The sequence below is a fragment of the [Bacteroides] pectinophilus genome (genome assembly GCA_025146925.1).
Taxonomy (GTDB): domain Bacteria; phylum Bacillota; class Clostridia; order Lachnospirales; family Lachnospiraceae; genus Bacteroides_F; species Bacteroides_F pectinophilus.
On record CP102260.1, the window covers coordinates 463563 to 476176 of the forward strand.

Here is a 12614-nt window from a genome sequence, read left to right on the forward strand (position 1 = left end):
AAAGAAACTTGCTAGCAGTCGTTGACTGTACTGTCCTAATGCTTGAAATACAATCTATAAAGGAGTACAGTTATGCGTTATATAAAAGAAATATTAAAGAAAAACAGAATATGGGTATTAGTCTACATTGGGCTAGGTATATTTAATGCATTTATGGCTAATTACAAGGCTGACTATTTCCAAAAGGTCATTGATGGATTGGCTGATAGAACACTTGCATTTGCAGGAGTTGCAACATATGGCTTTATTTTGCTGGTAAATTATTGTATGAATTATTTGGATAATTATCCTGAAAAGAAATTGGAACATGGTATTTATCTGGATTTTAAGCTTTTGTCCCTTAGAAAAATAAGTACAATTGATTATACAGAATACCAGAAAATAGGTACAGGCAAACTTGTTCAAAGGATTGAGAATGGTTCAACAGCAGGAAGAAATGTATTATTCAATTTCTGGTTGCGTTTGATTCGAGACTTACTTCCTGCCATTGGTTTTAGTATATACTTTATTTGGAAAATAGATGAAAAAGTCACTTATGTACTGTTTGTAGGCTATGCGTTTATTTTTATAATAACCAACATTCTATTAAAGTTTCTTTACAAAATAAAAGAAAAGATTTTGAATAGTGAAGAACTATTAAATCACTATTTGGTCAGAGGCTATATGGAAATGTTGGTATTTCGTATGAGTAAACAGTTCCCGAGTGAAATAAAGAAGACTTGTAATGCAAAAGAGGATATTGTTTCATCAAAAGTAAAAATGAATATGATTCATGAAGCATTCTTCACAATATTTGCACTATTTGTGGCAATGTTAGATATTGGTATTCTTTTTTATGCATGGAAAACGAAAAACCTTACAGTAGGTTCTGTGGTTGCACTAATTGCACTGATTGAAAATGCTTATACACCAATTGCCATTTTTAATGTACTTTATGTCCAATATAAATTGGACAAGGCGTCGTATAAGAGATTTGAGGAATTTTTAGGCTTAAAAGACGATGTTCAATTAAGAAACGGTAACGCAATAAATACAAATGTTGGAAAAATTGCAATAAGAAATTTATCATTCCAATATGAGGAACGAAAAATTATTGATGGCTTGAGCCTGTCAATACAAAAGGGAGAAAAAATAGCTTTTGTAGGAGAAAGTGGTTCCGGAAAATCGACCTTGATTAAGATTTTATTAGGGTTGCTAAAATATAATCAGGGAGAAGTTCGCTTAGGAGACATGGAGTTAAAAGAAATTTGTCTTAATAATCTGTATGATAGAGTTAGTTATTTATCACAGGATGCCCCTGTTTTTGACGGAACAATAAAAGAAAATCTGGTATTTGAGAAACAAGTGTCAGAAGAACAAATGCTAGGGGCATTGAGTGAAGTGCAACTATCTCATTTAGTTGAAAATCTTGCGGAAGGTTTAAATACTGAAATTGGTGAGAAAGGTACTTGTTTATCGGGTGGAGAAAAACAAAGACTTGCATTAGCTCGCTTGTGGTTTGAAGACTCCGAACTTGTCATTTTGGATGAAGCAACATCTGCAATGGATAATTTAACAGAAGAAAATGTAATGAAATCAGTTATGCAAAAAATGAAAGATAAAACTGTCATTGCCATTGCACATAGATTAAATTCCATTGCAGGTTTTGACAGAATTATTCTCTTTAAAGAAGGGAGGATTGTTGGACAAGGTACTTTTGAAGAACTACTACATACAGATTCTTATTTTATGGACTTGTATAATGCGAATGTGAAATAATTGTTTTTTAGGTCGAAACTTGTAAAAATACAAAGGGGCTGTTGCTATTGCACTTTTTTAATTGTTAGAGTAGCAGTCCCTTAGTGTACTTAAAGTTCAATAGAGTCTTCTGCGTTTACCCATATCTGCATAGTTCCATCCAGATATAGTTTTGCATATTCAAGAGGTTCATCAATAGCAAGAGCATTTAATGCACACTGAGAGCATGGTGTAGTTTTAATACCATCTTCTGCCTTGTTGCAGTCAATACGGAGCATATATCCGGCACAGGTGTAAATGTCTATGCTATTCCGGTACATATTGTATTCTGCGTAAATAATATTCATATCGTGTCTCCTTCAAATCAATTAATCAAAATAAGAAATTCAGAAGCATTTCAATCAGTTCACCATGTCAGTTTCATTTTGTGTTATACTGTGTTATATGATTTTGTTTCCCTTGCTTTTTCCCTTACCTGAGTCCATAAACACTGATGGAACGATATAACACAAGGGAATATATAAGGGAAAGCACACCTGTCACAAACTTAGTATTTTCAATGGTTTGTGAGAAATTTGATAACAAAATATAAAAGTTATTAAATTTCTTAGAATAGGTGAAATCTCAATCGGAATTTTAAGAATTGTCTAGGATATATGATTTATGAAAAAAACACATTTAATAAATGTAAATATAATTCTTTTACTGTGGTATTTTCTTTCAATGATAGGATTGAAGATTGGAGACAAATACTTGGTAACAGGTGCATTTGAGGAAGAATGGCTATTTATGCTTATTCCGACAATTACATTCGTTTTAATGTTAGTTACAAAAAATGTTGGAAGGAATATACATTTGATATGGTTGGCAGGGTGGTTTGTCACTCAGTTCTTAAGTCATGAATGGTATACTTTATTTGGAAGAGGATTTATGGGAGAAATGGACAAGAAGATTGCCTATTTTTCAGAATGCATTCAATTAATAAATGTGGATGGAAGATATGTTCCTGATGTATATCATATTGTATTACATATTTTGATAATTATTGCATTTGTTGTGACCTTGCTTTATAGAGAAGAAAAAACATTAGTTGACGAAGTGTGAAAATTCGGAATTTGTAAAGGAGATATACAACATGCAGAAAGTCTGCTTAGCGGTTTTGCCAGCTTTAACAATAGTGTTAGAATTATTACCCTTGGGAGCAGTTTGTATTTTTGCAACATCTCCAACAGAAAGAGTAAAAGAAACATTCTCATACTTTAGCCTTACACCGTTTGGCTATGGGTGAGCAAGACGATCAAAGAAATAGCGGAAGAAATCGGTGTTTCTAAGCAAGCAGTTTTCAAAAAAATGAAGCGTGAACCACTATCAACCGGTTTACAGGGGCTGACGACAACCGTTGACGGTCAAAACCGCCTTTATGAGATATTGGAAAGGGAGCTGCAAGCGAAGAATGAACAGATAGTAGCACTACAAGCGGAGCTATCCAAGGAACGGCAGCACAGCCGGGAACAGGCCGAGAGAATAGCGGTACTGGCAGATCAGGCGCAGCGTTTACAGCTTGCTCAGATGCAGCCGCAGCAGATTGAGGATTGCGTAGCTCCGGCAGAGCCGCCCCGGAGCTGGTGGAGCCGATTTTGGAGTAAATAAAAGGGGTGATGAAATTTTGCTGGAAACAACGCAAATAAAGCAGCGTTTACCGTTTATTGATTTGATAAGAGGTATGACCATTATTGAAATGATTTCGTATCATTTCTTATGGGATTTAGTTTATCTGTATAATGCAGATATTCCATGGTATAAGTCCCACGGTGCCTATATTTGGCAGCAATCCATTTGCTGGACTTTTATTTTGCTAGCTGGGTTCAGCTGGCATTTAGGAAAAAAACACATGAAAAGGGGATTGTGGGCGTTTGGTGGTGGTGTGGTCGTTTCGCTCGTTACCGCCATAGTTCTTTCCAATGATCGGGTGCGCTTCGGTGTTCTAACGCTTATCGGCAGCTGTATTTTGATATGGATTTTACTGGATAAGGTTCTGAAAAAAATCCCGGCTGGGGTTGGGGTAAGCGTTAGTTTTGTGCTATTCCTCATTCTCAGAAGTTGGACGAAGCAAGACCCTATCCAACTATCTGATAATTTGCTGAATGTTACATGGTTGAAATCGGTATTAGCTTATATTGGATTTCTGCAAACTGGCTTTTCATCTACCGACTATTTTCCGTTGCTCCCATGGATTTTCTTATTTGCAACAGGATATTTCCTGTACAGTTTCTTACAGGAAAAGGGGCTGATTAACCGGCTATTTGGAAAAGGGAAAGTTCCAGGTATTAACTTTTTAGGGAAACATTCGCTTATTATTTACATGATACACCAACCGATCTGCTATGTTGTAGCGTTCTTGGTTTCCGAGATTTTTTAATATTGAGCCGTTGATCGGTGGAGTAAACAAGAAAGGAAGCCCCCAAAAAGGGGGCTTCCTTTCTTTAATATCGGCAAATGTGTTTATTTTTGATTATCACAGTTTGTAGCCGGTGATGTATGCAAATTTTGCTCCACTTATTACAGCCACACTTACTGTTGCCATCTTCTTACTTTCATTGCTTTCATTGAAGACGAAAGGTGTTCTCAAAGCATTGTTTGTCCTTTCCATTATTACGGTAAATATCTCAAAAGGTATTGAAACCAAGCCATATAATGCAGAGAGGCTAAAAGGTTATCTGCCAGAACTTAGGGGGATGACGGTTAAAAAGCCGGAAGAATTCCTTCCAAGAATGCGTGAAATTTTTGCTGAATGTGGAGTCGCTTTTGTCTTGTTACCACATTTGAAAAATTCAGGTGTGAATGGTGCTGTTAAATGGGTATCAGAGGATAGAGTAGTACTTGCAATGAATAATAGAGGGTTAGATGCAGATAAATTCTGGTTCTCATTATTCCATGAAATTAAACACGTACTGCAGCAAAAAATAAAAACTGTATTTATTAGCAGCACAGTTGAAGAAATGAAGGATATTAATAATAAATTGGAAATTGAAGCAGATAAGTTTGCAATGAACTATTTGATTCCACCGGCAGATTATAAAAGACTGGCTCCAACAAAATATACTTCAGATGATGAAATTGTTGAATTTGCAAAAAGCATAGGAATACATCCGGGAATTGTAGCTGGAAGATTGCAGCATGAAGGAATCATTGCGCAGAATAGATGTTCAAAGTTAAAAGAAAAGTATGTAATTGAAATAAAGCATATTGCATAAAATGGATTATAGGGGAGTTGTGAAATACGATACCCCTATTTTAGTGTTATACAAAAGGGGTATCGAAAAATGACCTGCTTATACATTGAATGAAAAAGTGCGGAGAAGGTGCTGCTATGGGGCCTTTTTGCCTGTAAGTAAGCGCATAGTTTCAGGGTATAAAAAGCCAATTCCACGCATTGCGTATTGCATTGCTCTGTGTTATAATTATAAAAACACGCAATACGAGGTGGTAATATGGATTTAGCTAAGAAGATAAAAGAATTAAGAGAAAGTATAGGAATGTCACGCAAAGAGTTTTCTGAGCATACTGGCATTCCTGTTCGTACATTAGAGGACTGGGAAGCAGCAAGAAGAACTCCTCCGGAATATATACCCAGACTTATTGCTTATCAGCTAAAATATGAAGAGTTGGTGGGAAATTCAGTTGATTGTGCCGAATCCGACGCCTTAAGATATCACAGGAGAAATTAATTTGATGAGGCCGGTAAACTGAAGCCATTCTATGATAAATACAAAAAATGGAAATAATGCCAATAACAGCATCAAAGTCAAATGCGGTTAAACAATTGCAAAAGTTATTGGAATGTGAAAAAGCCATTTCTTTTGGTGACGGGAAAATGATATAGATATGTTTAAAATGTCAGACAGGAGCTATGTCGGGCAGAGAGATTGAGAGGTTATATTATATGAGACATATACGCAGGATATTAATTATGGCCGGTCTGCTGGTGATGTTTGCAGTAGCGGGCTGCGGTGCAGAACTCCTTGACAATACGGATACATCAGCTGTCAGCAGCACCCTGACACAGAGTGACGAATCACAGACAGCGGCAGGTAATGTAAAGATATCGCAGCATCTTACTTTCAGAAGCCGGAGGCTTTTGGAGGAGCACTATAAGAAGCATGGCAGGGAGATGGGATTTGCCAGTCCGGAAGAGTATCAGAGTGCAGCAGCGGCAGTCGTCCTGAATTCAGAGGCACTTCACAAGACAGAAGCTGAAGATGGAGATGATGTATATTATATTGAAAGCACGAACGAATTTGTAGTTGTATCAGCTGACGGCTATATAAGGACATATTTTAAGCCGGACAGCGGTATAAGATACTATAACAGGCAGTAGTATTATATGAGACGGTTACATGCGGTACCCCATCTTTTTTATTGTGTTGATATCTTCATCTATGGAAATGCCTTTAACGGTGAGCATATCTCCGGTAATTGCTGCATTAGAGCCTGAATGAAAACATGAAAAGCCACTGTCGCTAAGGTAATCGCGTCCGGCAGCAAGACGTATGTACTGTCTTGGCAGTATGAACCGGTAGACTGCGATTATGCGGCGTACTTCATCACGTGTAAGAACCGGTGTCTCTCCAAAAGGTGTTCCGGGAACAGGATCGAGCATGTTGACAGGGACTGACTGTACATCAAGCGAACGCAGCGTCAGAGCCATATCAATGCGGTCTTCCGTCGTCTCACCAACACCGAATATACCACCGCTGCATACCTCAAGACCTGCTTCACGGGCTGCACGGATTGTTGCAATCTTTTCATCGTAGGTGTGGCTTGTGCAGAGTGTCGGGAAATAACGTCTTGATGTCTCAAGATTATTATGGATTCGTGCAACTCCTGCTTCTTTAAGCCTGCGAAGCTGGTCCGGCTTAAGAAGACCAAAAGAGGTACATACTGTAAGATGTGTATCACGGCATATGCGGCTGATACCTTCACAGATATAGGCAATGTCGCTGTCACTCACACGTCTGCCGGTTGAAACAAGACAGTAATGCCTGATTCCGTCAATGTTACGTAATTGGGCATTGGCAGCGAGCTCATCGGGCGATATCATTGAGTGCGCAGGAACAGGAATCTGGGCACATGATGACTGTGCACAATAGCGGCAGTTCTCAGAACAGCGGCCGCCCTTTACGCTTATGACGGCACACATATCGAAGTCATTGTCAAAAAAGTGACGCTGTATCTCATCGGCAGCGCGGCACAGCTCATCAAGGCGGCTGTCTGGAGTATCCGCAAGCAGAAGTGCTTCGTCTCTGCTTATGGAATATCCGTCAATAACTTTATCTTTTAATTCATTAATCATATCTGCTTTAATCATATTTATTGATATTTCTCCAAATCTGTCAATTATAAGGGTACTGACTGTCTAAGACTAACTGTCTAAGACTAACGGTCTAAGACATACATATTATAGATGTCGCAGAAGCGTATGTCAATTGCAATGTTAACTAAAATAAATAATAGGTTGACAATTACATGGCGGGTTAGTATACTGTGAACTATCATGAAAATATGTGAGGTAAAACAAATGGATAAGACCACTAATAAAAAACCTGCCATCAGCACGCAGTCCCTTGTGACAATGGCTATATTTGCAGCAATACTCAGCGTGTCAGCATATGCAAGTATACCGATTCCGCTTCCAAGCAATCCACATATAACACTTCTTAACTTTGTGATTCTGCTTGTGGCGCTGCTGTTTCCGCTTGAACAGTCATTTCTTGTAATACTCGTATGGATGCTCCTTGGAATCTTAGGTGTACCTGTATTTATAGCGGGTGGTTCAGGCTTTGGCTACATAATAGGGCCATATGGCGGATACACAGCAACATTCCTTGTTGTTGCAGTTGTACTTCCACTAATCAGAGGTAAGAAATATAATCGTATCCGCTACACGGCAGCAGCTATTGTCGGAGTGCTTATAATAGACATACTCGGAATGTTGTGGCTCATGCTTCAGAATCATCTGAGCTTAAGTGCCGCATTCCTTGCGGGATTTGTACCGTTTATTCCGCTCGACCTTGTAAAGGCTGTCATTGCGGCACAGATTATTCCGCCACTGAGAAGAATTGTTAAGGCAGAATAGATTAAAACAGCTAACATCATAATAGACTCTCTATAAAGAATCAGGTATCGTCAGTGCAGGCGGTGCCTGATTTTTTTGTTTCCTTTTTTGTTGCCTGATTGCCGTTGTAAATGTATAATAATATAGTTATTGCAGCTATTGGTGCAGCAGGCACCACGGATAGCCATATACTGCAAGCCCGTATATAAAGTCTGGATTGTGGTTTTTACAGCATATTATGCCTGCGGAATGGAGTTTATTTTGAAGATTTCACAGATACATCATGATAAGAAACAGTCGCTTTCATTCGAGATTTTTCCACCTAAAAAAGAGGAAGATTTTAAAAATATTGACGCAACGCTTGAGATTTTGTGCGACTGCAGACCGGATTACATAAGTGTTACGTTTGGAGCAGGAGGCAGCTCTAATAATAATAAGACAATACAGCTTGCCAGGAAGATAAAAGAAAAGTATCATGTAGAGCCTGTTGTGCATCTTACGTGCCTTTGCTATAACAGAGCAGAGATAGACGAATTTGTAAGGGAGCTTACGGCAGAAGGGATAGAGAATATTCTGGCACTGAGAGGAGACCGCAACCCGGATGTTCCTGCCAAGGAAGATTTTGCGCATGCCAGTGACCTTATTAAGTATCTGAGGGCAACTACAGGAGACAGATTCTGTATAGCGGGAGCATGTTATCCGGATGTACATCCGGAGACGGGAAATCGTGTCGATGATATTAACAATCTTAAGATTAAGACTGATGCAGGGGCTGATATCCTCATATCACAGCTGTTCTTTGATAATGACACATTTCTTCAGTTCGTAAGTGATTGCAGAAGGGCGAGGATTGAAGTGCCTATTGTTCCGGGTATTATGCCATGTATTAATGCGGCACAGATTCAGAGAATGGTAACAATGTGCGGTGCTAAGTTCCCTGAGCGTTTCCGGAAGCTTATACGCAAATACGGTGATAATAAAGACGCACTTTTTGATGCAGGAATGGCATACTGCCAGAGCCAGATAATTGAGCTTCTTGCATCTGATGTCGATGGTGTACACCTGTATACAATGAATAATGTAAAGGTCGCAAAGCGTCTCACTGAAGGCATAAAGAATATAATTTAATATTGAATAATAATTCATTTTACTTTAAAATGTATTTTTATATAATGATACCAGGGTCAAAAGGTATAAACCCACATGAGCTTGCTCATAGGTGGGTAGGATTGTGGGAGTGCGAATCACGGAACAATCCACAGGTATCAAAGTCGGGGCTTTTGACCCCGACATCATATAATGCGATTTAATATTCGCGGAATGGAGATAGTGTAAAAAATCAGATTGATATCTGATTTTTTACACGGCTGTTTGTGCAGCAGGCGCCACAAACAGCATCTATCGCAGAGCCAAATCTGATATTTGGCTCGCGGTTCCTCCAGCACTTTGTGCCTGCGGAATGGAGATTAATATGTTACAGTCGATTAACACGATACTGTCTAAGATAGACGGTATGGTATGGGGCATCCCTCTTATGGTGCTTATCCTTGCAGGAGGCATATATCTTACAATTAGAATGGGGCTGCTTCAGATACGTAAGCTTCCGCTGGCACTTAAGTGGATGGTTAAGAACGAAGAGGACGGACATGGAGAAGTATCGTCATTTGGCGCATTATGTACGGCTCTTTCAGCAACTATAGGTACCGGTAATATCGTAGGTGTTGCAACTGCAATATGTGCGGGTGGACCGGGAGCATTATTCTGGATGGAGATTGCGGCGTTCTTCGGTATGGCTACCAAGTATGCTGAGGGTCTCCTTGCTGTAAAGTACAGAGTGGTTGACGAGAATAATCATTCTCTTGGCGGACCTTTCTATTACATAGAGAAGGGAATGGGTAAGAACTGGAAATGGCTTGCCAAGCTTTTTGCTTTCTTTGGTATCTGTGTCGGTCTGTTTGGAATAGGAACATTCTCACAGGTTAATGGTATAGCTTCAGCAGTTAATAATTTCTTCGACCCTGCTAATCAGATGACAGTAGTAATTCCGGGAATCGGTACATATTCATGGACAGTTGTAATTGCATCACTTATACTCAGTATATGTGTTGCACTCGTACTTATTGGCGGAATTAAGAGAATTGCCAATGTATCACAGGTTGTAGTTCCGTTTATGGCTGTAATCTATTTTGTTATATGTATAGCACTTGTAATATGCAATATCAAGTCTGTTCCTTCAGCAGTTGTAACAATCATTGACGGAGCGTTTAATCCGGCGGCGGTGACAGGCGGTGTGGCAGGCTCAATAATCGTTGCAATGCAGAATGGTATTGCAAGAGGTATTTTCTCTAATGAGGCAGGACTTGGTTCAGCACCTATTGCGGCAGCAGCAGCCAAGACTAAGGAGCCTGTACGTCAGGGGCTTGTATCTATGACAGGTACATTTATTGATACTATAGTAATCTGTACAATGACAGGACTTGCAATCGTTATGACAGGTGCATGGCAGGTTAACGGACTTAAGGGTGTTGCGGTTACAACATATGCATTCAATAACGGACTGCCTATTCCGACAGTGATTTCTTCATTTCTGCTGATGATGTGTCTTGTATTTTTTGCATTCACAACAATTCTTGGCTGGGATTACTATTCGGAGAGATGTCTTGAGTATCTTACCGGAGGTAACATGAAGATGGTTGGAATATACCGCTGGCTGTATATCCTTGCGGTGTTTATCGGACCATATATGACGGTTGAAGCGGTATGGACAATTGCAGATATATTCAACGGACTCATGGCAATACCTAACATGATTGCAATATTTGCACTCAGTAGTGTTGTTATAGCAGAGACAAGGGACTTCTTTAAGAGACATAAGAAGGAATCAGAGGCGTAGGTATATTGGCAGGCACTATAAGCCGGATATACTGCTTTTGGTGTAATATCAATATAATACAAATGAAATATATATAAAAAAGCACCTGTGGCGCATGGCAGACGGTTCCTGACTGTCAGTATATGTGTAGCTGCGGGTGCTTTTTTTAGTTGGGACAGAGTGCTCAATTGGACAGTCTCATTTTTGTATTACGGGGATTCCGGAGCAGATATTAAATATATATAATTTATGAAAAATTAATTGACATGATGGAAATGCTGCTATAAAATCGTTCTAAAAAGAACGATATAAGGAGGGCGGAATGTATTTCTGGGATAAACATAAGACAATTACGAGCTATTATGAGCTGCTCTCAGGTGAGGTATGTGACCGGTACGGGCTGACACAGATGGAATATGACATACTTATGTTCCTGCATAATAATCCGCAGCACAATACCGCCGCAGAGATAGTAAAGGTCAGAAAATCAACAAAATCCCATGTTTCAACATCGTTAAAAAAATTAGAAAACAAAGGTCTGGTTGAACGGATACAAAGTGAGGATAACAAAAAGCATATAGAGATTGTTCTTCTGGACAAAGCAGAGTTAATCGTGGAAGCTGGGATTAATGCACAAAAGCGGTTTGCACAAAATGTACTAAGAGGATTGACGGAAGAAGAAAAGCATATGTGTATTAATGTATTTGACAAGATCTGTAATAATGCGGAGGAGTGTTTAAGAGAATATAGGGAGAATTCAGATGAAAGATAAGTTTTGTGTAAAGAAAAAAACATTGCTGCTGATTGCAGGTGTTGTGTGGATGATTGCCGGTTTTAATGTTGCAAGGCTGGGAGTGTTGTCATATTTGAATATTGACAGAAAGTGGTATATGTACATTATGTCGGTATTTGTATTTCTTCTCTTTGGATTAATGTTTTTTAAGATGAGCCGGAAGCATACAAAGCGGATACTGGGATACGAGGATTACCGGCCATTCTGGCATTTCTTTGATTGGAAAGCATATTTAATTATGACCTGCATGATGAGTGGTGGAATCGGATTCAGGGCAGCAGGGATATTCCCGGAGATATTTATTGCATTTTTTTATTCCGGGCTTGGTCTGGCGCTGGCATCAGCGGGAGTTATTTTTACAAGGAATTATTTATTGTACAGTCAGTTGATGGAGAAGGAGCAGGACTAATAATGAAAGAAAATAATTACAAACCACAGATTCCGGATGTTATGGAAGCAGTATTTGACGCAGCATATTTAATTTTTGACCTGGTTGCTGCAGGTTTATTTTTTATATTTTCACAGGGAAATATATTATTTATCCTTTATGGAATATTGACATTGACACTTTGCGGAGGGGATGCCTTCCATCTGGTGCCGAGAATTATAAGAGCGGTGCGTGGAAGCAGTGACAAGATAAAGAGACAGCTCGGAATAGGATTGCAGGTATCGTCAGTTACAATGACAGTATTTTATATTATTTTGATGTATATCTGGCAATTTACATTTCCGGAATTAAAAATACCGGCAGTAATCGCAGCAATGATATGGATATCGGCGGTTGTCAGAATAGTGATATGTATGTTACCTCAGAACAACTGGTGTAAAGATGAAGGTAATATGAAATTATCCATTATCAGAAATGCAGTCTTTGCGGTTACCGGAATAGGGGTAATCATACTGTACTTGATTTCCGGGAATACATACGGGTATCATTTGATAAGGATGGCTGCAGCTATTATTATTTCTTTTGGATGTTATATTCCGGTAACTTTATTCAGCAAAATAAAACCGAAGGTCGGATTATTAATGATTCCGAAGACATGTGCGTATATGTGGATTATTGTAATGGGGCTTCAGCTTTTATTTTAAAATAT

Annotated in this window: 15 protein-coding genes; 13 read left to right on the forward strand and 2 right to left on the reverse strand. The window is 39.0% G+C overall.

Annotated elements, in window-relative coordinates:
- Window positions 1–72 precede the first annotated feature (72 nt).
- Window positions 73–1758, forward strand: a complete 1686-nt coding sequence (locus NQ488_02115) for an ABC transporter ATP-binding protein/permease (protein UWN96128.1) — start codon at window positions 73–75, stop codon at window positions 1756–1758.
- 89 nt (window positions 1759–1847) lie between these two features.
- Here the strand turns inward: NQ488_02115 and NQ488_02120 are convergent, their stop codons facing one another.
- A complete protein-coding gene (locus tag NQ488_02120; protein UWN96129.1) occupies window positions 1848–2084 on the reverse strand; it encodes a DUF6061 family protein in 237 nt (78 codons plus the stop codon).
- 316 nt (window positions 2085–2400) lie between these two features.
- On the opposite strand from NQ488_02120, the gene NQ488_02125 reads away from it, so the two are divergent.
- From NQ488_02125 to NQ488_02150, 6 genes are all read left to right on the forward strand, one after another.
- On the forward strand, window positions 2401–2841 hold the full coding sequence (locus NQ488_02125; GenBank protein ID UWN96130.1) for a hypothetical protein: 441 nt from the start codon (window positions 2401–2403) through the stop codon (window positions 2839–2841).
- Window positions 2842–3021: 180 nt separating this feature from the next.
- Window positions 3022–3387: a hypothetical protein gene (locus tag NQ488_02130; GenBank protein UWN96131.1), complete on the forward strand. Its 366-nt coding sequence runs from the start codon at window positions 3022–3024 to the stop codon at window positions 3385–3387.
- Between the two features lie 16 nt (window positions 3388–3403).
- Window positions 3404–4156, forward strand: coding sequence for a DUF1624 domain-containing protein (locus NQ488_02135; GenBank protein UWN96132.1), 753 nt, complete (start codon window positions 3404–3406; stop codon window positions 4154–4156).
- 115 nt (window positions 4157–4271) lie between these two features.
- A complete protein-coding gene (locus NQ488_02140; protein UWN96133.1) occupies window positions 4272–4991 on the forward strand; it encodes an ImmA/IrrE family metallo-endopeptidase in 720 nt (239 codons plus the stop codon).
- Window positions 4992–5228: 237 nt separating this feature from the next.
- Entirely contained in the window at window positions 5229–5465 is a 237-nt protein-coding gene (locus NQ488_02145; protein UWN96134.1) for a helix-turn-helix domain-containing protein, read from the forward strand.
- A 215-nt stretch (window positions 5466–5680) separates the two neighbouring features.
- Window positions 5681–6115, forward strand: coding sequence for a hypothetical protein (locus tag NQ488_02150; protein UWN96135.1), 435 nt, complete (start codon window positions 5681–5683; stop codon window positions 6113–6115).
- 15 nt (window positions 6116–6130) lie between these two features.
- Here the strand turns inward: NQ488_02150 and bioB are convergent, their stop codons facing one another.
- Window positions 6131–7105, reverse strand: a complete 975-nt coding sequence (gene bioB / locus NQ488_02155; protein UWN96136.1) for a biotin synthase BioB — start codon at window positions 7103–7105, stop codon at window positions 6131–6133.
- A gap of 210 nt (window positions 7106–7315) precedes the next feature.
- On the opposite strand from bioB, the gene NQ488_02160 reads away from it, so the two are divergent.
- From NQ488_02160 to NQ488_02185, 6 genes are all read left to right on the forward strand, one after another.
- The gene (locus tag NQ488_02160; protein ID UWN96137.1) at window positions 7316–7873 is read left to right on the forward strand and encodes a biotin transporter BioY; all 558 of its coding nucleotides are present in this window, start codon (window positions 7316–7318) and stop codon (window positions 7871–7873) included.
- A gap of 240 nt (window positions 7874–8113) precedes the next feature.
- On the forward strand, window positions 8114–8980 hold the full coding sequence (gene metF, locus NQ488_02165) for a methylenetetrahydrofolate reductase [NAD(P)H] (protein ID UWN96138.1): 867 nt from the start codon (window positions 8114–8116) through the stop codon (window positions 8978–8980).
- Window positions 8981–9323: 343 nt separating this feature from the next.
- Window positions 9324–10745, forward strand: coding sequence for a sodium:alanine symporter family protein (locus NQ488_02170; GenBank protein ID UWN96139.1), 1422 nt, complete (start codon window positions 9324–9326; stop codon window positions 10743–10745).
- Window positions 10746–11046: 301 nt separating this feature from the next.
- Window positions 11047–11496, forward strand: a complete 450-nt coding sequence (locus NQ488_02175; GenBank protein ID UWN96140.1) for a MarR family transcriptional regulator — start codon at window positions 11047–11049, stop codon at window positions 11494–11496.
- Window positions 11486–11926 carry a hypothetical protein gene (locus NQ488_02180; GenBank protein ID UWN96141.1) on the forward strand — a complete coding sequence of 147 codons (441 nt, stop codon included), beginning with the start codon at window positions 11486–11488 and terminating at the stop codon, window positions 11924–11926. Before NQ488_02175 ends, NQ488_02180 begins: the two co-directional genes overlap by 11 nt.
- A gap of 2 nt (window positions 11927–11928) precedes the next feature.
- Window positions 11929–12609 carry a hypothetical protein gene (locus NQ488_02185; GenBank protein UWN96142.1) on the forward strand — a complete coding sequence of 227 codons (681 nt, stop codon included), beginning with the start codon at window positions 11929–11931 and terminating at the stop codon, window positions 12607–12609.
- Window positions 12610–12614 lie beyond the last annotated feature (5 nt).